Origin of the sequence: Mesorhizobium sp. B2-3-12 (assembly GCF_006442205.1) — a bacterium.
In the GTDB taxonomy this organism is placed as follows: Bacteria; Pseudomonadota; Alphaproteobacteria; order Rhizobiales; family Rhizobiaceae; genus Mesorhizobium.
The window spans coordinates 343146-363933 of sequence record NZ_VFVR01000006.1 but is presented as its reverse complement, the minus strand read 5'-3'; the positions used below and the strand labels follow the sequence as shown (position 1 = coordinate 363933).

Below are 20788 nucleotides of genomic sequence, written 5' to 3'. Positions count from 1 at the left end.
AAAACTTTGCGAGGACTGGATCTGTCGAGAATGCGTGCGGCACGCAATGCAGCCGAATTCGCCGATTTGAAAGTCAAACAAATCCGCAAAGTCATGACGTGAGAGAATAATATTGCGCGCCGGCCTTCGCCGGCGTGCTCGCAGCGGCTTGCGCTTTGTCATCAGCGTCAAGGGCTTGCGGCCCTTTGCTGACTCTGTTTGAGATCAATCCGCGCGTGCCGCTGCCGCCAGCCCGCGCATGATGTCGGCTTTCAGGTCGTCGACATCCTCGAGGCCGATCTGCAGGCGGATCAAGGGACCCTCGTAGGAGGCTTTCGCGACGACGCGGTCGCCAAGCCAGACCGGCACCGCGAGGCTCTCATACCCGCCCCAGGAATAGCCGAGCCCGAAGATTTTCAGCGCATCGAGGAAGGCGTGCTGCTGCTTCTGACCGCCGCCGGCAAGCACGATGGAAAAGATGCCGCTCGAACCGCGGAAGTCGCGCTTCCAGAGATCGTGGTCCGGATGGCTGGGCAGGGCGGGGTGCAGCACCCGCGCCACGCCCTTCTTGCCTTCCAGCCACGACGCGATGGCCAGCGCGCTGCGTTGATGATGATCGAGGCGTACGCCCATCGTGCGCAGGCCACGCAGCACCTGATAGACGTCGTCGGGACCCGCGCAGCAGCCAAGCGTGCAAAAGCTCTCGTAGAGCTGCTTCCAACAGGCCTCATTGGCCGAAACGGTGCCGAGCAGCACGTCGGAATGGCCGGCCGGATATTTCGTCGCCGCGTGGATCGAGATGTCGACACCGTGGTCGAGCGGCCGGAAATAGAGCGGCGTCGCCCAGGTGTTGTCCATCATGACGATGGCGCCGGCCGCGTGCGCCGCCTTGGCGATCGCCGGGATGTCCTGCACCTCGAACGTGTTGGAGGCCGGCGATTCGGTGAACACCACCTTGGTGTTCGGCTTGATCAACGCCGCGATGCCGGCACCGACTTCCGGCGCATAATACTCGACCTCGACGCCCAACCGCGTCAGCATCGTGTCGGCGAAGTTCCTCGTCGGGTGATAGACGGAATCGACGATCAGCAGATGGTCGCCGGCCGACACGAAGGCGAGCAGCGGGATGGTCACCGCCGCCAGGCCCGAGGGCACCGCGATCGTGCCGGCCGAGCCTTCCAGCGCGTCCATAGCCTGGGTAAGGGCATCGGTCGTCGGCGTGCCGCGCGTGCCGTAAGTGTATTTCTGGCTGCGTGCCGCCATCGCCGCCGCATTGGGGAACAGCACGGTCGAGGCATGCACCACGGGCGGGTTGACGAAGCCGAAATAGTCATGCGGGTTGTTGCCTGAATGGGCAAGCAGCGTGTTGATGCCCACCTTGCCGGAACCCTGCTTGCCGCCGTCTTTCGCCATTCTTGGTCGCCTTGTTTTGACAAGGCGCTAGCCATAATGCGGCGTCGTGGGCCGTGCAACAGCCCTCCGCCCGCCAGGAATGGACTTCGAATATGCCAATTCCCGGGCTGAAAGACACCGCCGTGATCACGTCCTGAACCTTTCCAGCCACCGGCGGCGGGCGTCGTCGGAAGCTCGGTTATCAACCGGGCAACCTATTGTAGCCGGCTGCGAAAGATATATAATCAATTCCTAATACTAATCGCCGGATTGCCTCGATCAGATGCGCCGGATGGTTCTTCGCCGGCTACCTCCTGGTCTCCGATCCGGGTTCGCGCTCACCGAGCGCGGCAAGGGGAGGAATGCCATGCCTGACGTCAAATGGACAATGAAGGCGCGCGAATTCATCAACTGCAATTGCGCCTATGGCTGCCCGTGCCAGTTCAACGCCATGCCGACATACGGATTCTGCCAGGCCGTCGCCGGCATGGAGATCGAAACCGGCCATCATGGCGACACCAAGCTCGACGGGTTGCGCTTCGTCGGCATTTTCAGTTGGCCCGGCGCCATACACCAGGGCAGGGGTCAGGCCGCGGTGGTTATCGACGAGAGGGCCAGCGAAGCTCAGCGTGAAGCCCTGCTTCGCATACTGGGCGGTCAGGACACCGAGCCGGGCGCGACGATATTCCAGGTCTTTTCGACCACGCTGGAAAAATTCCACGATCCGATCTTCGCCGCGATCGATTTCGAGGTCGACGTCGGCGCGCGAACCGGCCGGCTGCACGTCAAGGGCGTAACCGACGGCCATGGCGAGCCGATCAAGAACCCCGTTACCGGCGCCGAGCACCGGGCGCGCATCGACTTGCCACATGGCTTCGAATACGCAATCGCCGAGATCGGGCGCGGCTGGACCAAGGCGACGGGGCCGATCAAGTTCGAGGTGGCCGACACGCACAGCCATTTCGCCAATCTGCATCTCACGCAGAGCGGCGTCGTGCATTGACCTGATGCAATGGGCGACACGGCTCTCGAGGCGGTGCTGCGGCGCGACCGCGCGGTCGTGACGGCCGCGCTCATCGTGATCACCGTGCTCGCCTGGGCCTATGTCTTGTGGCTCGCCGCCGACATGGTCATGCCTGTTAATCCCGCCTCGGATAGCGCGGCGGGCGACATGGCAGGGATGGACATGTCGAACATGAGCGGCATGGACATGAGCGGCAATGACATGGGCGGCATGGATATGGGCGCCGCCATGGAGCCGGGTTTGCGGGCCTGGGCAACGGCCGATTTCGCTTTCATCTTCACGATGTGGGCGGTGATGATGGTCGGCATGATGACGCCTTCGGTCGCGCCGATGCTGCTGCTCTATGCCGGCGTCGGCCGCAAGGCGCTGGCGGATGGCAGCCCCATCGCTTCGACGGCGTGGTTTTTTACCGGCTATCTCGTCGTCTGGGTCGCCTTCAGCATCGTGGCGACCGGTGCGCAATGGCTGCTCGCCCGTCTCGCTTTGCTCAATGCCTCGATGGCGACCGACAGCGCGCTCCTCGGGGGCCTCGTCCTGATCGCCGCCGGCCTCTATCAATGGGCACCGATCAAGGGCGTTTGCCTGCGCCAATGTCAGGCGCCGATCGCGTTCCTGGCCAGCCACGGTGGGTTCCGCACCACCGCGCCCGGCGCGCTTCGGCTCGGCATCGATCACGGCGCCTATTGTCTCGGCTGCTGCTGGGCGCTGATGGCCCTGCTGTTCGTCGGCGGTGTCATGAACGTTCTGTGGATCGCCGGCATCGCCATCCTCGTTCTCCTGGAGAAGATGATCCCGACCGGGCAATTGATCCCGCGCCTCTCCGGGGCATTGATGGCCGCGATCGGCGTCTGGCTCGTCTTTCCTCCGCTTTGAGCGTGGGCACCGGCTTTTGTCCGCAAGCAATATTGCCCGGCAATCGCCTGGTAACGGTCAGACGGCGACCTTCCGGTACGTCAATTCAATGCGCGCCCACTTCAGTAACGTGGAGGTATTTCTGATGACGGATTTCATCGCCGCGACCCGCCTTTGCGTCAAATGAGCTTTGCCGATTTAATTCGCGCTTCCGATTAAATCGGGGGCGCGTCCGTCTGCAATTCAGGCATTTCCGGCTATCGATTTTCAAACGGGTTCGGTTTCGGTCATTTTCCTTGACCTCACAGGAATTATCGCCTTCGATGCTGTTCGTGAATGCTAGGCGGCGCGTCGATTTGCGATGCGGGGTTTCGGGAATGGGCCGGGATGGGAGCTGCGTTCACACGGGAGAAAAAGATCAGGGTTTTGCCTGAAAACAGAAAAGGGTCTGTGGGTCATGAAACATATTGCTATCGGCATTCTTGGCGCCGCCACGCTTGGATTGATGGCGTCGGCCGCTTCGGCCGGCACGCTCGACACTGTCAAGGCGAAGGGCTTCATCCAGTGTGGTGTCTCGACCGGTTTGGCCGGCTTCTCGGCACCCGACGACAAGGGTGATTGGCAAGGCATCGACGCCGATTTCTGCCGCGCCGTCGCGGCCGCCGTCTTCGGTGACGGCACCAAGGTCAAGTTCACGCCGCTCAGCGCCAAGGAACGCTTCACCGCGCTGCAGTCGGGCGAGGTCGATATCCTGTCGCGCAACACCACCTGGACCATCAATCGCGACACCGCGCTTGGCCTGAATTTCATCGGCGTCACCTACTATGACGGCCAGGGTTTCATGATCAACGCCAAGAAGCTGCCGGGCGTCAATTCGGCGCTGCAGCTTTCGGGCGCCGCCGTCTGCGTGCAGAGCGGCACCACCACCGAGCTCAACCTCGCCGACTACTTCAAGGCGAACAAGATGGAGTACAATCCAGTCGTCTTCGAGAAGCTGGAAGAGGTCAACGCCGCCTATGATGCCGGCCGCTGCGACGTCTACACCACCGACCAGTCGGGCCTCTACGGCATTCGCCTGACGCTCGGCTCGCCGGCCGATCACGTCGTGCTGCCCGAGATCATCTCCAAGGAGCCGCTCGGACCCGCCGTCCGCCAGGGCGACGACCAGTGGTACCACATCGTCAAGTGGACCTATTTCGCACTCCTCGACGCCGAGGAACTCGGCATCACCAAGGCCAATGTCGACGAGATGAAGAACTCCGCCAGCCCGGAGATCAAGCGCGTGCTCGGCCAGGAAGCCGACACCAAGATCGGTACCGATCTCGGCGTGTCCAACGACTGGGTGGTCAACATCGTCAAGGCCACCGGCAATTACGGCGAGATGTTCGACCGCAATGTCGGTTCGGGCAGCCCGCTGAAGATCGCCCGCGGCATCAATGCGCTGTGGACCAAGGGCGGCCTGCAATACGCTCCGCCGATCCGCTGATCGAAATGTGATCCGGAAGGCAGGCACCTGCCTTCCGGTTTCTCTTTCACAGGGGACGTGAAATGGCATCGCAGGAAATTCTACGCGAGGAGCCGAGCCGCGGCTCCTTCGTCAATGACCCGAGAATACGCGGTCTGTTCTTCCAGACGCTGGTCGTTATCGTGCTGTTCGGCTCCGTCTGGTGGATCGTGCAGAACGTCATCGACAATCTGCAGCGCCTGCACATCGCCTCCGGTTTCGGCTTCCTCAAGGGGCGCGCCGGCTTCGACATCTCCGACACGCCGATCGCCTACACATCGGATTCGACCTATGGCCGCGCCATCGTCGTCGGCCTCATCAACACCATCATCGTTGCCGTCGCCGGCATCATCACCGCCACCATCATCGGCTTCGTCATCGGCATCGGGCGGCTGTCGCAGAATTGGCTGATCCAGAAGATCTGCACGGTCTATGTCGAGATTTTCCGCAACATCCCGCCGCTGCTGGTCATCTTCTTCTGGTATTCGGGCGTGCTCGCCGTGCTGCCGGCGCCGCGCGACTCCTATCATCTGCCGTTCGGATCCTTCCTGAACCAGCGCGGCTTTTATTTTCCGCGCGCCGTCTGGGGCGAGGGCTCCTGGCTGATCCTGGTTGCGCTCATTGTCGGCATCGCCATGGCCTGGTTCGTCGCCCGCACCGCGCGTCAGCGGCAGATGGCGACAGGCCAGCAATTTCCGGTGTTCTGGACTTCCGCCGCGCTGATCGTCGGCCTGCCGCTGCTGGCCTACGTGCTGAGCGGCTTTCCATTGAGCTTCGATCTGCCGAAGCAGTCGACCTTCAACCTGACCGGCGGCTTTCAGGTCAAGCCAGAGTTCCTGTCGCTCTATCTGGCGTTGTCCTGCTACACGGCGGCGTTCATCGCCGAAATCGTGCGTGCCGGCATCAGGGGCGTCAGCAAGGGGCAGACCGAGGCGGCCGCCGCGCTTGGCCTACGGTCCGGATCGATCCTGCGGCTGGTCGTGGTGCCGCAGGCCATGCGCATCGTCATTCCGCCGCTGACCAGCCAGTATCTCAACCTGACCAAGAATTCCTCGCTGGCGATCGCCATCGGCTATCCCGACCTGACGGCGACCGCCGGCACGGTTCTGAACCAGACCGGACAAGCGGTCGAAGGCGTGCTGATCATGATGATCGCTTATCTCATACTCAGCCTGGTGACCTCGGCCGTCATGAACGTGGTCAACGCCAGAATGGCGCTGGTGGAGAGGTAGGACCATGCAGGAACACGATATGTCCTGGGTGCGCACCGAAATGGCGCTGGCGCAGCCCGCGCCGGCGAGCGTCAGTGGCCCCGTCGCCTGGGTGCGCAGGAACCTGATCGGTTCGGTCGGCGACACCATCCTCACCATCCTGGGCATCGTCATCGTCGCCTGGGTTCTGCCGCAAGTCATCAACTGGGCGTTCATCAACGCACAGTGGACCGGGCCGGACCGCACGGTCTGCGCCACCGTCGCGCAGGGCGGCATTCAGCCCGACGGCTGGAGCGGCGCCTGCTGGGCTTTCGTCAACGCCAAGTTCGGCCAGTTCATGTTCGGAACCTATCCGGTCGAGGAGCGCTGGCGGCCGATCCTGGTCGCCATCCTGTTCGTCGCGCTGCTGGTGCCGATGCTGATGCCACGCGTGCCGCGCAAGGGGTTGAACGCGATCCTGCTTTTCCTGGTGCTGCCGGTCGTTTCCTTCTTCCTGCTGGTCGGCGGCGTGTTCGGCTTGCCGCATGTCGAAACCTCGCGCTGGGGCGGGCTGCTGATCACGCTCAGCCTGTCCTTCGTCGGCATTGCCGTGTCGCTGCCGCTGGGCACCGTGCTGGCACTCGGCCGGCGCTCGAAGATGCCGATCATCAAAATGCTGTGCGTGATCTTCATCGAAGCCGTGCGCGGCATACCGCTGATCACGGTGCTGTTCTTCGTCAGCGTCATGCTGCCGCTGTTCCTGCCGGCCGGCGTCACCTTCGACAAGTATCTGAGGGCGCTGATCGGTGTGTCGCTGTTTGCCGCCGCCTACATGGCCGAAGTGGTGCGCGGCGGCCTGCAGGCGATCCCGAAAGGCCAGTATGAAGGCGCCGATTCGCTCGGCCTCGGCTATTGGCAGAAGATGGGGCTGATCGTGCTGCCGCAGGCGCTGAAGCTGGTCATTCCCGGCATCGTCAACACCTTCATCGGCATGTTCAAGGACACCAGCCTGGTCCTCATCATCTCGATGTTCGACCTGCTCGGCATCGTCAAGCAGAACTTCTCCGATGCCAATTGGGCAACGGCGCAGACCGCGAAGTCCGGCCTTGTCTTCGCCGCCTTCGTGTTCTGGCTGTTCTGCTTCGGCATGTCGCGCTATTCAATGTATACCGAACGCCGGCTCGACACCGGTTACAGACGCTGATGCATGTCGCCCAAAAGTGTGTAGCGGTTTTGGGATAACGACATGCATCGAATTCAACGATAAGGGGAACTGGCCATGGCCACCGAAAACGCCGTCAGCGCCGAAGAGATCAAGGTCAACGCCGCCAAGATGCATATCTCGACCACCGATGTCGCCATCGACATCATCGCCATGCACAAATGGTATGGCGAGTTCCATGTGCTGAAGGACATCAACCTGAAGGTGATGCGGGGCGAGCGCATCGTCATTTGCGGCCCGTCCGGCTCCGGCAAGTCGACCATGATCCGCTGCATCAACCGGCTGGAAGAACACCAGAAGGGCAAGATCATCGTCGACGGCAAGGAGCTCACCAACGATCTGAAGAAGATCGACGAGGTGCGCCGCGAGGTCGGCATGGTGTTCCAGCACTTCAACCTGTTCCCGCATCTGACGATCCTGGAGAACTGCACGCTGGCGCCGATCTGGGTGCGCAAGACGCCGAAGAAGCAGGCCGAGGAAATCGCCATGCATTTCCTCAAGCGCGTCAAGATCCCCGAGCAGGCCAACAAATATCCGGGCCAGCTGTCCGGCGGCCAGCAGCAGCGCGTGGCGATTGCCCGCTCGCTGTGCATGAACCCGCGCATCATGCTGTTCGACGAGCCGACCTCGGCGCTCGATCCGGAAATGATCAAGGAAGTGCTGGAGACCATGGTTGGGCTGGCCGAAGAGGGCATGACCATGCTGTGCGTCACCCACGAGATGGGCTTTGCGCGGAAAGTCGCCAACCGGGTGATCTTCATGGACCAGGGCCAGATCGTCGAGCAGAACACGCCGGCCGAGTTCTTCGACCACCCGCGCCATGAGCGGACAAAGTTGTTCCTGTCGCAGATCCTGCACTGAGCGCTTGGACGATTACGAAGAGCCCGGCTGAAACAGCGCCGGGCTCTTTCGCGTATGGATAGTCAGAGCAATTCCGGGAAAATTGTGAGACGGTTTTGCCGTGCGCGTCGCGCCGTGATGCGTTTGCAAGGCTGCCATTGATGAAAAAGCTCGGCCGTTTTCTTGGTCTGCTGTTGATCGCGGTCGCGCTCGCCGTGACGCTCGGCACGCTGGTGCCACGGCCAATCTGGCCGGCGGCGGCCGCCGGCGAGGGCACGCGGCGCATATTTGTGCTGAAGAACCCGATCCACACCGACATCGCCATTCCTGTCGACGACGAGGTGCGCCGGCGCTTCCGTTTCCTGGCCGATGCCGGCCTGCCTTCGGACGCACCCGAAGTGCGCTACCTCGTCTTCGGCTGGGGCGGGCGCGCCTTCTATCTGGAAACGCCGACCTGGTCGCGGTTGAAGGCGGTGCCCGTCTTGAAGGCCCTGACCCTCGATGCCTCGGTGATGCATGTCGACGTCGCCGGCGACATCACCGAGCCGCGCCCGAATATCGCCGGTTTCGACGTCGGCGATGACCATTTTGCCGCATTGCTCGACTTCATCGAAGCGAGTTTTCAGCAGGGACCGGGCGGCCCGGTCGTCATCGACAATGTCGCCTATTCCAATTTCGACCGCTTCTATGAGGCCAATGGCCATTTCAACGCGCTGATCGGCTGCAACACCTGGACAGCGGCTGCCCTGCGCACCGCCGGCCTGCGCACCGGCTGGTGGAACCCGCTGCCGGCTTCGCTTGGGCTGTCGATGCGGCTGTATAATTGAGGCGAGCGTTCTAGGGTTTAGGCCGTCTGCGCCAAGTCACAGCTCGCCGCCAAAACTTCTTGCTCAGTTCGGGAATATCGCTGGTATCGACATCACCTTCGGGCCGAGCCTTCAGCTTGGCGATTTCCGCCTTCTGAGCTTCCGTCAGCGGTGGCGGGTTCGCCGGATCGATCCGATATCGGATGACTTTGCTCATATGCGCATTTTACTGCCTGCGGTGACCGTTTGTCGAATACGAGCTTGGTTGTCGCGATTGCATTTCACCGCCTTACAACCTTTCGCGCCTCCCAGCCGTAGAGCCAGTCCAAATCCGCGGCGAGCTTCTCTCCCGGCCGCGCCGCCAGGACGAGATTGCGCACCAATGCCACCGGTCCCCGGGCGTGCCAGGCGAGGCGGTTGACCGCGCCGCGTTTCAGCACCTTTTCGATGCGCGGCCGTCTCAGCTTCTCCCAGATGGTAAGGCTTTGCGCCAGGTCGCCGGAGAAGTCGGCAACGAGGTTGGCAAGCGTCGCCGCATCCTCGATCGCCATGGCCGCGCCCTGTGCCGCGAATGGCGTCATCGCGTGCGCGGCGTCGCCGATCAGCGCGATGCCTTCCGGCGCCGTCCAGCGTCGCTGTTCGACCGTGTGGATGGGAAAGGCGGTCCACGGTTCGGCGAGTTCCACCAACCGCGCCAGTGCCGGCGCGGTGCGGCGCATGGCGCCGGAAAGGACGACGGGATCGGCATGGCCTGACCAACCCTCGGCAATGCGCTCGCCTGGGGTGAAGGCGGCCAGGTTGAAGGCGCGGCCGCCGCTGACGGGGTAGGCGACCATGTGGAATCCTGGGTGCAGGAAGGTGGTGACGCAGCCGCCGGCGCCGATCGCGGCAAAGGCCTGCCCGGCTTCGCTGTCGGCGCTTATCGTCGCGCGCCAGGCCAGTTCGCCCGAGAAGCGGCTGTTCGCGAAGCCGGCTCCGTTGCCTGGGCTGGCAAACCTCCGCACCGCTGACCAAACGCCATCGGCACCGACCAGCAGAGAGCCTTCGGTGTCGATGATCTTGCGGCCGACTCCGTCCGTCCTGGTGATGCCGAGTGAACCGGAGGCGACGCTGCTGACCTGCGCGCCGGTGGTGAGGTGGATGTCGGGCATTTGCGCGACGCGCGCCATCAGGGCGTCTTGCAGATCAGCCCGGTGGGCGACGAGATAGGGCGCGCCCCACCGCTGCTCGCCGGCTCCGCCCAGCGGCACGCGCGCCAGTTGGCGTAGGCTTGCTGCGTCCTTCAGCACCACGGCTTCCGGCTTGACGGCGTTGGCGACAAGCGTGTCGAGCACGCCAAGCTGGCGAAGTATGCGTGTCGCATTGGGCGAGAGCTGGATGCCGGCGCCGGCTGCTTCCAGGCGCTGCGCCTGTTCGAACACCCTCACTGAGTAGCCGCGTTCGGCGAAGGCAATCGCCGCTGTCAGCCCGGCGATGCCAGCCCCGGCGATGACGACTTGCCGGGACCGCGTCTCGCTCATGATCGGGAGGTCAGGCGGCCTGGTCGATATAGAGGCAGCCCGCCGGCAGCGTTTCCGTCGCCTTCAGCTTCGGCGAATAGCGGTAGAGGGTCGAGCAGTAAGGGCAGACTTTCTCATTGTCGTCGCCCATGTCGAGGAACACATGCGGATGGTCGAAAGGCGGGTTGGCGCCCGTGCACATGAATTCCTTGACCCCGATGTCGATCGCCGGATGGCCCGCATCGTTCTGGAAATGGGGAATGGAACCGCCTGCCATCGTCGTCTCCTTAACGCAGTCTCTTCTGCATCTGGATCATATCAGGCCTGTTTGCAAGTTCGATGAAATCAAACTGTCGCAAAACCCTGTCAGAGAACTGTCGCAAAAGCCTGCCACAGGATAAGTTAAGCCGGTTAACCGGCCAAGGCGCGCGGAAGAGCAGGAATCATGAACGAATTGAAGCCGGTACAGAGCGAATTCAACAATGTCGCGGCAGCCAGCCCGGAAGGCAATCCGGACCGTTTCGTCAACCGCGAGTTCTCCTGGCTGCAGTTCAACCGCCGCGTTCTCGAGGAATCGCTGAACACCCATCACCCGCTGCTGGAGCGCGTCCGCTTCCTGTCGATTTCGGCCGCCAATCTCGACGAGTTCTTCATGGTGCGCGTCGCCGGCCTTGCCGGCCAGGTACGCGAGGGCATCGTGCTGAAGAGCCCCGATGGGCGCACCCCCGAGCAGCAGCTCGAACAATTGCTGCGTGAAGTCGAGCGCCTGCAGGAGGACCAGCAGAAGAGCCTTTCGGCACTCACCGTGCTGCTCAACAAGGAAGGCATCGAGACCATTACCCGGGATGCGCTGACCAAGGACGAGAAAGTCTGGCTGGAAGAACATTTCCAGGACCAGGTGTTTCCTGTGCTCACCCCGCTGTCGATCGACCCGGCGCATCCGTTTCCGTTCATTCCCAATCTCGGCTTCTCCATGGCGTTGCAGCTTCGCCACCGCAAGAACGGCGAGGAGATGAGCGCGCTCTTGCGCCTGCCGGTGGCGCTGAAGCGGTTCATCCGTCTGCCGGACCGCAAGCACCATGTCCGCTTCATTCCGCTGGAGGAGGCGGTCGGCCTTTACATCGGCAAGCTGTTCCCCGGCTACGAGGTCAAGGGCTCCGGCACGTTCCGTATCATCCGAGACAGCGACATCGAGGTCGAGGAAGAATCGGAAGACCTGGTGCGGCTGTTCGAAACGGCGCTGAAGCGCCGCCGCCGCGGCTCCGTGATCCGCATCGAGTTCGACATGCTGATGCCCGGCGAATTGCGCGACTTCGTCGCCGGCGAGCTTGGCGTCTCGTCGAGCCGCATCAGCGTGTTGACGGGTCCGCTGGCGCTCAGCCAGATCTCCGAGATCGTCTCCGTTCCCCGCGACGACCTGAAATTCATACCCTACAACCCACGCTTTCCCGAGCGCATCCGCGAGCATGGCGGCGACTGTTTCGCCGCCATCCGCGAGAAGGACATCGTCGTCCATCACCCCTACGAATCCTTCGACGTCGTGGTGCAGTTCCTGCGCCAGGCGATGGCCGATCCCGAAGTGGTGGCCATCAAGCAGACGCTTTACCGCACCTCCAACGACAGTCCGATCGTGCGCGCGCTGGTCGACGCCGCCGAGGCCGGCAAGTCGGTGACGGCGCTGGTCGAACTCAAGGCGCGTTTCGACGAGGAAGCCAATATCCGCTGGGCGCGTGATCTCGAGCGCGCCGGCGTGCAGGTCGTGTTCGGGTTCCTCGAACTCAAGACCCACGCCAAGATGTCGCTTGTGGTGCGGCGCGAGGACGGCAAGCTGCGCAACTACGTCCATCTCGGCACCGGCAACTACCATCCGGTGACCGCGCGCATCTACACCGACCTGTCCTTCTTCACCACCGATCCGACGATCGCCCGCGACGTTGCCCAGCTTTTCAATTTCATCACCGGCTATGCCGAGCCGACCGATGAGATGCGGCTGGCGATCTCACCGTTCACGTTGAGAAGCCGCATCCTGAAGCACATTTCTGGTGAAGTCGCCCACGCCCTGGAGGGGCGGCCGTCGCGCATCTGGATGAAGATGAACGCGCTCGTCGACCCGATCATCATCGACGCGCTCTACGACGCCAGCCGCGCCGGTGTGGAGATCGATCTCGTCGTGCGCGGCATATGCTGTCTCAGGCCACAGGTGCCGGGCCTGTCGGAAAACATCAGGGTCAAGTCGATCGTCGGCCGGTTCCTCGAGCACAGCCGCATCTATTGTTTCGGCAACGGCCATGGCTTGCCGTCGGACGAGGCGATCGTCTACATCTCCTCGGCCGACCTCATGCCGCGCAATCTCGATCGCCGCGTCGAGACCATGGTGCCGATCACCAATCCAACTGTGCATGAACAGATTTTGGGCCAGATCATGCTGGGCAACATCATGGACAATCAGCAAAGTTTCGACGTATTGGCTGATGGAACCTCCCGGCGCGTGGTGCTGGAGGAGGGCGAGGAACCGTTCAACGCGCAGGAATATTTCATGACCAATCCGAGCCTGTCGGGACGGGGTGACGCGCTGAAATCGCATGCGCCCAAGCGGATCGCGCAGTTCAAGCGCCGCAAGAAGAACGCCACCACCTGATGCTGTCCAATTCCCAGGGCCGGCTGCAGGACCGCCGACCGCTGTCCATCATCGACATCGGATCCAATTCGATCCGCCTCGTCGTCTATGAGGGGCTGGCGCGTTCGCCGACCACGCTGTTCAACGAAAAGATGCTGGCCGGCCTAGGCCGCGGCATCGTTTCGACGGGGAAACTCGACCCCGAGGGTGTGGCGCGCTCGATGGACGAGTTTCGCCGTTTCCGCGCGCTCTCCGATCAGGCCGGCGCCGAACACATGTACGTGCTGGCGACCGCCGCCGCCCGCGAGGCAATCAACGGTCCCGATTTTATCCATCGCGCCGAGGATGTGCTCAAGACCGAGATCCGCGTGCTCTCGGGCCGCCAGGAAGCGCATTATTCCGCGCTCGGCGTCATCTCCGGCTTTCATCCGGCCAACGGCATCGCCGGCGACCTTGGCGGCGGCAGCCTGGAGCTGATCGACATCGATGGCGAGGCGATCGGCGACGGCATCACGCTGCCGCTCGGCGGCCTGCGGCTGCAGGACATGGCGAAGAACTCGCTTGTCCAGGCGCAGAAGATCGCGCGCCAGGAACTCGCCCGGGCCAAGCTGTTGAAGGGTGGGCAGGGCAGGACCTTCTACGCCGTTGGCGGCACCTGGCGAAACCTCGCCAGGCTCCACATGGAGATGAACAACTACCCGCTCGGCGTCATGCACCACTACGAAATCTCGGCCGAAAGCGCACAAAGCTTCCTTAAGCAGGTGGCCAGGGGCGAGGTCGAAAAGGTGAGGGGTATCGAGGGCGTCTCCAAGAACCGCCGCTCGCTGCTGCCATATGGCGCTCTCGTCCTGCAGGAAATCATGACGGCCATGCAGCCGTCGAGGATCGTCGTTTCGGCGCAAGGCGTGCGCGAAGGCTTTCTCTATTCGTTGCTCGACGCGGCCGAGCAGAAGGCCGATCCGCTGATCTCGGCCGCCGAGGAGCTTGCGCTTTTGCGCTCGCGTTCGGTCCACCACGCGCATGATCTGGTCGAATGGACCGGCAAGGCCTTCAAGGCCTTCGGCATCGACGAGACGGAAGACGAAGCGCGCTATCGCCACGCCGCCTGCCTGCTCGCCGATATCGGCTGGCGCGCCCATCCCGAATATCGCGGCAAGCAATCGCTCAACATCATCGCGCATGCGTCCTTCATCGGTGTCGATCACCCCGGCCGCGCCTATCTGGCGCTGACCAACGCCTACCGCCATGACGGCGTCTTCAACGAGGGGATCGCGCCCGAGATCAAGGCGCTGGCACCGCCGAGCCTGCTGGAGCGCGCCCGTGTGCTGGCGGCGATGATGCGGGTTGTCTATCTGCTGACGGCGGCGATGCCCGGCGTCATGCCGAGGCTGAAATGGGAGAACCGCCCCAACGGCGTGCTGGCGCTGGTGTTGCCGGCTTCGCTCTCGAACCTCTATGGCGAGCGTCCGGCTGGCCGGCTGGCGCAACTGGCACGGATCACCAACCGCCGGCTGGTGCTGTCGGTCGAAGGCGGACCGAGCGTGTCGGTGAAATAGGGCGGCCTCAGGCCGCACCGCGCCCGTCGGCCGACCATGCGCCGGCGCCGGCCATGGCAAGCGCCAGGAAACCGCCTGCAATCGCGATATCCTTCATCAGCATCTGCTGGTGCAGGAAAGCCAGCGTCGCATCGCCGCCGCCCTGGCCATAATGGCCGATATAGCCCGCCGCAATGCAGAAGGCGGCCAGCAGCAGCGCCACGATTCGCGTCTGGAACCCGACGAGGATCAGCAGCCCCGCGATCAGCTCGAAAAGCCCGGTGCCCCAGGCGGCGAGCGCCGGCAGCGGCAGGCCAAGGCCGGCGAAATAATTGATTGTGCCGGCAATGTTGGCGAGTGCCTGGAAGCCGGACGGGACGAACAGCACGGCAAACAGCAGCCGCGAAACCAGAAGCAATGCGTTGCGGACCATGGCGACCTCCCTTGCCGGCGCGGGCCACCGGCAGCCAATCGCAGTCTACGCCTGCAATTTGACAACGAAAAAGCGGCACGGAAAATTCCGCGCCGCTTTTTTCAGGTCCTTGGAAGGAAGGGCTCAGCCGCGCTTGGCGTCGATCGAATAGGCACCGGCGCCCGAGGAAGCCAGCAGCAGGAAGCCGCCGGTGATGGCGACGTTCTTGAGGAACTGGATCATCTGCATCTGGTCGGCCCAGCCGGTGTGGGCGACAAGACCGGTCGCGATCGTGAAGACAGCGAGCACCCAGGCGGCGATCCTGGTCTGGAAACCGACGAGTACGGCGAGGCCGCCAAGCAGTTCGATCAGGCCGACGATGACGGCCGTGGCCGTCGGTACCGGCAGGCCGAGGCCGCCGAAATAGGCGGCGGTGCCGGAAATGGCCGTGAGCTTGCCGAATCCGGAAAGCAGGAAAATGACCGCGAGCAGGATACGGCCGATGAGGATGGTGACAGCGCTGTTGGACGTGGTGCCGGCGCCGGCGGCGGAAGCGTTGATGGACATGGGTGACTCTCCGAATGGGTTTTGAATGACCCCAGAGATAGACGATGCCGACTGTTCACCAAAGTCGGCTATGTGGCGACACATTGTTCACAGGGCATACATTTCCGTGAACGGACAGGATGCGCGAAATTTGTATCGGACGGTGCGGCGACGGGAGAAAATTCTCACCCCGAAAAATGTTGGTTACTCGGCCTGACAGGATGGCGCTGGTATCGCATCGCTTGCCTTGGAGATAGGCCGAAACGCTCAGCCCGTCGTCATCCTAGGGTCTGCGCCGCTTCGCGTCGCTGCGCCAACGATGACGAGAGGTCCCGGCAAATTGCGAACGTTTGAGATGGCTGCGAAGACAAACAGGTGGATCGCGTCATCCCGGATGCGTCATGTCCTCCGGCCGCACCAGCCGGTCATAATCGGCTTCGCTGACCAGTCCGGTGGCCAGCGCTTCCTCGCGCAGCGTCGTGCCGTTCTTGTGCGCCGTCTTGGCGATCTTGGCGGCGTTGTCGTAGCCGATGGTCGGCGCCAGGGCCGTCACCAGCATCAGCGACCGGTCGAGCGCCGCCTTGATGTTGTCCTCACGCGCCTCGATACCGACGACGCAATTGTCGGTGAAGGAGACCGAAGCGTCGGCCAGCAGCTGCACCGACTGCAGGAAATTATACGCCATCAGCGGGTTGTAGACATTGAGCTCGAAATGGCCCTGGCTGCCGGCGAAGGTCAGCGCCGCATTGTTGCCGAATACCTGCACGCAGACCTGCGTCATCGCCTCGCACTGGGTTGGGTTGACCTTGCCGGGCATGATCGAGGAGCCGGGCTCGTTCTCCGGCAGAGAGAGCTCGCCAAGGCCCGAGCGCGGACCTGAGCCAAGGAAGCGGATGTCGTTGGCGATCTTGAACAGTGCCGCGGCCGCCGCGTTGATGGCGCCGTGCGAGAACACCATGGAATCGTGGGCGGCGAGCGCTTCGAACTTGTTCGGCGCGGTGACGAAGGCGATGCCCGATATGGCGGCGATGCGATCGGCCACCCGCTCGGCGAAGCCGACCGGCGCGTTGAGGCCGGTGCCGACGGCGGTGCCGCCCTGCGCCAGTTCCTGTAGGCCGGGCAGCGTCTGCTCGATGCGCTTGATCGACGAGGCGACCTGCGCGGCATAGCCGGAAAATTCCTGGCCCAACGTCAGCGGGGTGGCGTCCTGCGTGTGGGTGCGGCCGATCTTGATGATGTGGTTGAAGTCCCGGCTCTTGGCTGCGAGCGCCTTGTGCAGATGGTGCAGAGCCGGGATCAGGTCATGTATGATCCGCTCGGCGCAAGCGATGTGCATGGCCGTCGGATAGGTGTCGTTCGACGACTGGCTCATATTGACGTGGTCGTTCGGGTGCACCGGCTTCTTCGAGCCCATGTCGCCGCCCAGCATCTCGATCGCCCGGTTCGAGATCACCTCATTGGCGTTCATGTTGGACTGCGTGCCCGAGCCGGTCTGCCAGACCACCAGCGGAAAGTGGTCGTTGAGCTTGCCGTCGATGACCTCTTGCGCGGCCTCGATGATCGCCTTGCCGATGGCCGGGTCGAGCCGCTTCAGCTCCATATTGGCTTCCGCCGCCGCCCGCTTGACGATGCCCAGCGCGCGCACGATCGAAGCCGGCTGCTTTTCCCAGCCGATCTTGAAATTGCCCAGCGAGCGTTGCGCCTGCGCACCCCAATAACGGTCGGCGGCAACCTCGATGGGGCCGAACGTATCGGTTTCGGTTCTGGTCTTTGGCGCGCTCACGGCAAGTCTCCGGTCTGTCGATTTGCGCAAGGGCGTATCGCGTTGCACAAATGGCTTCAAGCGGAGAATAACGCGGCTGCGGATGCAAATCGGTTGAAGATGCTTCCGATCTCCCCACTGGAACCTTTGGAGGAGAGATCGGCGGCTTCGCGTTCTCAACTCAAGGGCGAACCGACAATATCGATGCCATTTTCAGCGCAGATCCGCACCAGAGCCTCGATCATCTCGGGCGTCGGCTCCGACAGCGGCGGCAACTCCGGCTTTCCGGCGGGGCGGCTCGCCCGACGCAGCATCGTCTCGAACCCGGGGCCGCGCGTGACGGTCAGAGCGCGCGCACCTTCTGGAGATTCGACCCTGTATGTGTGCGGCAGGCCTTTCGGGGCAATGAGGGTCTCGCCGGTACCAGCGACCCGCTCCTGTCCGTCGATCCGAAAGCGCAGCTGTCCTTCTAGGATATGAAACACCTCGTCCTCGTGTCGATGCACATGCATCGGCGGAGAGTCGCCATGGGGCATTCGGTGCTCGACGACACAGATGGCGTCCTCGCCCTCGGCCGACGAGATCCGAACGGCAACCAGTGTGTTGTTGAACCAGAAGAGTTCCTTGCCTGTAATGGTCCCGACGGTCATTGTCATGGTTCTTCCTCCTTTGTTGCCCTCGGACGGGTCGCCGTCGGAAGGATCTGATCAGGTGCATGCCGCCGATGGAAATCCAATGATCGTATGGGGCGGATTGATGCCATGAATTTAAATGCGCTCGACCTCAATCTGGTTAGGGTGCTCGATGCGCTTTTGCGCGAACGAAGCGTGACGCGCGCCGGCGAGCAGATCGGGCTGAGCCAGCCCGCCGTGAGCGCCGCGCTCAATCGCCTGCGTCATGTCCTCAACGACCAGCTGTTCGTGCGGCGCGGCAACGACATGGTGCCGACCCCGCGCGCCGAAAGCCTGACGGAGCCGGTGCGCGCGGCACTGCGCGAGATCGAACGCGCCTTTCATTCGGCGTATTCGTTCGAGCCGGCGGAACTTGAGCGAACCTTCACGCTCATGGGGGCGGACTTCTTTTCCATGCTGCTGATGCCGACACTGGCGGTGCGCGTCGCGGCTACCGCGCCGCATGCGTCGTTACGGTTTCTCGACAGCGCGCGCGGCGATGTTTCGCGGCTGCTCCAGGACGATGAAATCGATGTGGCTCTCGAACGCCCGCTGGAGGTCTTGGACTGGGTCTCCAGTGTACCGCTGTTCCATTCGCCCTTCGCAATCATTGCGGCGCAAAACAATGCTGCAATCAGACTGGCGGGGATCGCAGGCGGCGAGCCGATTCCGCTTGAGCTTTTTTGCGAACTGCCGCACGTTCTTCGCTCTATCGACGGATCGATGTCGGGCTCCACCGACGAGGCGCTCCGTAAAATTGGGCGAAGCCGCCGTGTAAGCCTGGCACTGCCTCACTTTCAGGCTGTCGCGTTGGCCGTCGCAAACGGAAACTACCTTTCCGCGGTTCCCAGGCAGTTCGCGGTTTGGGCAGCCAAGACCCTGCCTCTCGCCATCTTCGAGCCGCCACTTCCCATTGCCGTTCCTGAAATCAGGATGTACTGGCACGCACGCCGAGACGACGAGCTCCCTCATCGCTGGATTCGCCTTCAGATCCTGGACGTTGTGGGCGCTCTTGGATTTGTGGAAAGCGCCGCTGGTGAAGTTGCCGCGCCATAGCGGCCAGGCAGTTCACCCGGCCGTGTACCCGCCGTCGATGGCAAAGATCGCGCCGCTGGTCCAGGCGGCCTCGTCGCTGGCGAGATAGATTGCCATGCCGGCGATGTCTGCGGGTCGACCGATGCGGCCCAGCGGATAGCTGCGCTCGACATAGGCTTTCAGCTCCGCCTTCGCCTCGACCGGCAGATTTTCGACGGTCTTGCGCCGCATGGCGGTGTCGACCGTGCCGGGCGCGATGGCATTGACGCGGACGCCGCGCGGGCCGAGTTCGAAGGCTAGCGATTTGGTCAGCGAATTCAGCGCGCCCTTGGACAGGGAATAGAGGCTGGACGGCCGCTTCGGGATCATCTTGTTGGCGAAATAGGACGAGATGTTGATGACGGATGCGCCGGCGCCGAAATACCGCAACAGCCCCTGGGTGAGGAAAAAGGCAGCCGACACATTGAGCGCGAAGGAGTGCTGGAACTGCGCCTCGCTGACGGTCTCGAACGGCACGAGATAGGCGACACCGGCATTGTTCACGAGAACGTCGAGCGGCCGGGCGGCAGCCTTTACGTGCTCGACCACCGCAGCGACGCCGGGTCTGGCGGCGAGATCGGCCGACACCGTCTCAACGCTGCCGATTGGCTCAACGCTGCCGATTGGGCCAGAAGCCGTCAGCTTTTCGCGAGCGGCTTCGAGCTTGCCCGCGTCGCGGCCGACGATCAGGATCTCTGCGCCTTCGCGCAGAAACGCCTCGGCGATCGCCAGGCCGATGCCGTCCGAGCCACCGGTGATCACCGCCCGCTTGCCGCGAAGCCTCATCGCTCACCTCACCATGCGCTTGTCACCATGTACTTGTCACCATGTACTTGGCATCAACCGGAGGGATCGCACCGCATGTGCGCGACGGGGTCAAGCCATCAGGCTATCGCAGGGTATGAACTTCGGCGGTCGACCGGCCAAGATCCGGCCTTTGCGGCGATCGCGGCAATGTCGTCCGGCCGCTGATCACCTCAACAGCGATCGGGCCGTGGGCACCAGCCGCAACGTCTCGGCCGGTTTTGTGCAAACCGCTTGCATGCTCTGGCCGAGCGCCTGCCACGCCGGCGAAGCGGCGAGGCGATGGCTGGCATCGGCGTCATGGCAGCCGATGACGGCGATGAAGCCGTTTTCTCCGGCGCGTACGGGAAGCCGCGGGAAGGTGTTCACGGCCGGCTCACTCAGCAAGGCGCCGAGCAGGCGGGCGCCGTTTTGGGCAAGCCGAGGGACCATCTCGACCCGGAAGTGCTCGGCAAAGTCGGCCTCGGCGCCCGTCCGCAAATGATGAATCGAAATCTCAACCACACCGGGCAAGCGATTCCGATCGCTTGTGCTTTTGGCCATGGCGGCCGTTGGCCGGCGCAACCTCGAGAGATCGAAGCCGGCATCCGGCCATGCCGGCCGCAGCAGCAGCACATCGTCGGAATCGATCATCGTCGCATTAGCGGCATCGCGGTGCGCCGACCATACGGGGCCGTCATAGAACGCGACCAGAGCGTCCTTCCTGGCCTCCATACTCTCGAAACCGCGCATCCAGACGAACATGTCGGGGCGGTCCAGGTCACGGAATTGGCCGATGATGCTCATCCCCGCGTCCTCCTGGCTTTCGATGAACTCGGTGTCGAAGATCTCGATCAACGTTTCGCGCCGGCCAGGTTTCAACGTGTACTGGCGCAATTCGACGATCGGCGAGGCGCGTGCTGCCGCCGGCTTCGGCGTGGCATTTGGGGTCTGGCTCATCCGCGTTCTCCAAAACAGGGTGATCGTCCTGTTTGACAAAACAGACCGGTTGCCCTGTTTTGTCAACATGCTACTGTTCGGCAATGTCAGCAGAGATCGACAACCGGCCAAGACGAGTTC

Annotated in this window: 20 protein-coding genes; 10 read left to right on the top strand and 10 right to left on the bottom strand. The window is 63.1% G+C overall.

From position 1 onward, the window contains the following. Positions 1-204 precede the first annotated feature (204 nt). Positions 205-1392: a cystathionine beta-lyase gene (locus FJ948_RS19610; RefSeq protein ID WP_140707218.1), complete on the bottom strand. Its 1188-nt coding sequence runs from the start codon at positions 1390-1392 to the stop codon at positions 205-207. A 346-nt stretch (positions 1393-1738) separates the two neighbouring features. On the opposite strand from FJ948_RS19610, the gene FJ948_RS19605 reads away from it, so the two are divergent. From FJ948_RS19605 to FJ948_RS19575, 7 genes are all read left to right on the top strand, one after another. Beyond that, positions 1739-2374, top strand: a complete 636-nt coding sequence (locus FJ948_RS19605; protein WP_140707217.1) for a DUF1326 domain-containing protein — start codon at positions 1739-1741, stop codon at positions 2372-2374. A gap of 9 nt (positions 2375-2383) precedes the next feature. Beyond that, the gene (locus tag FJ948_RS19600; RefSeq protein WP_140707215.1) at positions 2384-3268 is read left to right on the top strand and encodes a DUF2182 domain-containing protein; all 885 of its coding nucleotides are present in this window, start codon (positions 2384-2386) and stop codon (positions 3266-3268) included. A gap of 436 nt (positions 3269-3704) precedes the next feature. Then, positions 3705-4733, top strand: a complete 1029-nt coding sequence (locus FJ948_RS19595) for an amino acid ABC transporter substrate-binding protein (protein ID WP_140707213.1) — start codon at positions 3705-3707, stop codon at positions 4731-4733. 62 nt (positions 4734-4795) lie between these two features. After that, positions 4796-5983, top strand: a complete 1188-nt coding sequence (locus FJ948_RS19590; protein ID WP_140707211.1) for an amino acid ABC transporter permease — start codon at positions 4796-4798, stop codon at positions 5981-5983. Positions 5984-5987: 4 nt separating this feature from the next. Continuing rightward, the gene (locus FJ948_RS19585) at positions 5988-7145 is read left to right on the top strand and encodes an amino acid ABC transporter permease (RefSeq protein ID WP_140707209.1); all 1158 of its coding nucleotides are present in this window, start codon (positions 5988-5990) and stop codon (positions 7143-7145) included. A 75-nt stretch (positions 7146-7220) separates the two neighbouring features. Next, positions 7221-8024, top strand: a complete 804-nt coding sequence (locus tag FJ948_RS19580) for an amino acid ABC transporter ATP-binding protein (RefSeq protein ID WP_010915400.1) — start codon at positions 7221-7223, stop codon at positions 8022-8024. A 140-nt stretch (positions 8025-8164) separates the two neighbouring features. Continuing rightward, positions 8165-8830 carry a TIGR02117 family protein gene (locus FJ948_RS19575; protein ID WP_140707207.1) on the top strand — a complete coding sequence of 222 codons (666 nt, stop codon included), beginning with the start codon at positions 8165-8167 and terminating at the stop codon, positions 8828-8830. A 10-nt stretch (positions 8831-8840) separates the two neighbouring features. Here the strand turns inward: FJ948_RS19575 and FJ948_RS19570 are convergent, their stop codons facing one another. From FJ948_RS19570 to FJ948_RS19560, 3 genes are all read right to left on the bottom strand, one after another. After that, the gene (locus FJ948_RS19570; protein ID WP_140707205.1) at positions 8841-9026 is read right to left on the bottom strand and encodes a hypothetical protein; all 186 of its coding nucleotides are present in this window, start codon (positions 9024-9026) and stop codon (positions 8841-8843) included. A gap of 64 nt (positions 9027-9090) precedes the next feature. Then, positions 9091-10329 (bottom strand): FAD-dependent monooxygenase, encoded by a 1239-nt coding sequence (locus FJ948_RS19565; protein ID WP_140707203.1) that lies wholly within the window; start codon positions 10327-10329, stop codon positions 9091-9093. A gap of 10 nt (positions 10330-10339) precedes the next feature. Next, positions 10340-10585 (bottom strand): zinc-finger domain-containing protein, encoded by a 246-nt coding sequence (locus FJ948_RS19560; protein WP_015318409.1) that lies wholly within the window; start codon positions 10583-10585, stop codon positions 10340-10342. Positions 10586-10753: 168 nt separating this feature from the next. Between FJ948_RS19560 and FJ948_RS19555 the strand changes: the two genes are divergently transcribed. Both FJ948_RS19555 and ppx read left to right on the top strand, forming a co-directional pair. Then, positions 10754-12946, top strand: coding sequence for an RNA degradosome polyphosphate kinase (locus tag FJ948_RS19555; RefSeq protein ID WP_140707202.1), 2193 nt, complete (start codon positions 10754-10756; stop codon positions 12944-12946). Next, on the top strand, positions 12946-14481 hold the full coding sequence (ppx, locus tag FJ948_RS19550; protein WP_140707200.1) for an exopolyphosphatase: 1536 nt from the start codon (positions 12946-12948) through the stop codon (positions 14479-14481). Before FJ948_RS19555 ends, ppx begins: the two co-directional genes overlap by 1 nt. Before the next feature lie 7 nt (positions 14482-14488). Here ppx and FJ948_RS19545 read toward each other — a convergent pair whose 3' ends face one another. From FJ948_RS19545 to FJ948_RS19530, 4 genes are all read right to left on the bottom strand, one after another. Beyond that, positions 14489-14893 (bottom strand): DoxX family protein, encoded by a 405-nt coding sequence (locus FJ948_RS19545; protein ID WP_140707199.1) that lies wholly within the window; start codon positions 14891-14893, stop codon positions 14489-14491. Positions 14894-15016: 123 nt separating this feature from the next. Next, a complete protein-coding gene (locus tag FJ948_RS19540; RefSeq protein WP_140707197.1) occupies positions 15017-15439 on the bottom strand; it encodes a DoxX family protein in 423 nt (140 codons plus the stop codon). 364 nt (positions 15440-15803) lie between these two features. Continuing rightward, complete coding sequence (gene fumC / locus FJ948_RS19535; RefSeq protein ID WP_140707195.1) at positions 15804-17201, bottom strand: class II fumarate hydratase; 1398 nt, start codon at positions 17199-17201, stop codon at positions 15804-15806. Between the two features lie 155 nt (positions 17202-17356). Further along, positions 17357-17836 (bottom strand): cupin domain-containing protein, encoded by a 480-nt coding sequence (locus FJ948_RS19530; RefSeq protein ID WP_140707193.1) that lies wholly within the window; start codon positions 17834-17836, stop codon positions 17357-17359. 105 nt (positions 17837-17941) lie between these two features. Here FJ948_RS19530 and FJ948_RS19525 point away from each other — a divergent pair, with 105 nt between their 5' ends. Continuing rightward, positions 17942-18907, top strand: a complete 966-nt coding sequence (locus FJ948_RS19525) for a LysR family transcriptional regulator (RefSeq protein WP_140707191.1) — start codon at positions 17942-17944, stop codon at positions 18905-18907. A gap of 12 nt (positions 18908-18919) precedes the next feature. Here the strand turns inward: FJ948_RS19525 and FJ948_RS19520 are convergent, their stop codons facing one another. Continuing rightward, on the bottom strand, positions 18920-19711 hold the full coding sequence (locus FJ948_RS19520) for an SDR family oxidoreductase (RefSeq protein WP_140707189.1): 792 nt from the start codon (positions 19709-19711) through the stop codon (positions 18920-18922). 186 nt (positions 19712-19897) lie between these two features. Beyond that, entirely contained in the window at positions 19898-20779 is an 882-nt protein-coding gene (locus tag FJ948_RS19515; protein ID WP_348642998.1) for an NIPSNAP family protein, read from the bottom strand. Positions 20780-20788: the final 9 nt, after the last annotated feature.

Coding starts and splice junctions, on each gene's coding strand:
- FJ948_RS19600 (WP_140707215.1), top strand. CDS start 2,384: ATGGGCGACACGGCTCTCGAGGCGGTGCTGCGGCGCGACCGCGCGGTC.
- FJ948_RS19525 (WP_140707191.1), top strand. CDS start 17,942: ATGAATTTAAATGCGCTCGACCTCAATCTGGTTAGGGTGCTCGATGCG.
- FJ948_RS19605 (WP_140707217.1), top strand. CDS start 1,739: ATGCCTGACGTCAAATGGACAATGAAGGCGCGCGAATTCATCAACTGC.
- FJ948_RS19610 (WP_140707218.1), bottom strand. CDS start 1,392: ATGGCGAAAGACGGCGGCAAGCAGGGTTCCGGCAAGGTGGGCATCAAC.
- FJ948_RS19560 (WP_015318409.1), bottom strand. CDS start 10,585: ATGGCAGGCGGTTCCATTCCCCATTTCCAGAACGATGCGGGCCATCCG.
- FJ948_RS19595 (WP_140707213.1), top strand. CDS start 3,705: ATGAAACATATTGCTATCGGCATTCTTGGCGCCGCCACGCTTGGATTG.
- FJ948_RS19520 (WP_140707189.1), bottom strand. CDS start 19,711: ATGAGGCTTCGCGGCAAGCGGGCGGTGATCACCGGTGGCTCGGACGGC.
- FJ948_RS19545 (WP_140707199.1), bottom strand. CDS start 14,893: ATGGTCCGCAACGCATTGCTTCTGGTTTCGCGGCTGCTGTTTGCCGTG.
- FJ948_RS19580 (WP_010915400.1), top strand. CDS start 7,221: ATGGCCACCGAAAACGCCGTCAGCGCCGAAGAGATCAAGGTCAACGCC.
- FJ948_RS19530 (WP_140707193.1), bottom strand. CDS start 17,836: ATGACAATGACCGTCGGGACCATTACAGGCAAGGAACTCTTCTGGTTC.
- ppx (WP_140707200.1), top strand. CDS start 12,946: ATGCTGTCCAATTCCCAGGGCCGGCTGCAGGACCGCCGACCGCTGTCC.
- FJ948_RS19590 (WP_140707211.1), top strand. CDS start 4,796: ATGGCATCGCAGGAAATTCTACGCGAGGAGCCGAGCCGCGGCTCCTTC.
- FJ948_RS19570 (WP_140707205.1), bottom strand. CDS start 9,026: ATGAGCAAAGTCATCCGATATCGGATCGATCCGGCGAACCCGCCACCG.
- FJ948_RS19585 (WP_140707209.1), top strand. CDS start 5,988: ATGCAGGAACACGATATGTCCTGGGTGCGCACCGAAATGGCGCTGGCG.
- FJ948_RS19575 (WP_140707207.1), top strand. CDS start 8,165: ATGAAAAAGCTCGGCCGTTTTCTTGGTCTGCTGTTGATCGCGGTCGCG.
- FJ948_RS19555 (WP_140707202.1), top strand. CDS start 10,754: ATGAACGAATTGAAGCCGGTACAGAGCGAATTCAACAATGTCGCGGCA.
- FJ948_RS19565 (WP_140707203.1), bottom strand. CDS start 10,329: ATGAGCGAGACGCGGTCCCGGCAAGTCGTCATCGCCGGGGCTGGCATC.
- FJ948_RS19540 (WP_140707197.1), bottom strand. CDS start 15,439: ATGTCCATCAACGCTTCCGCCGCCGGCGCCGGCACCACGTCCAACAGC.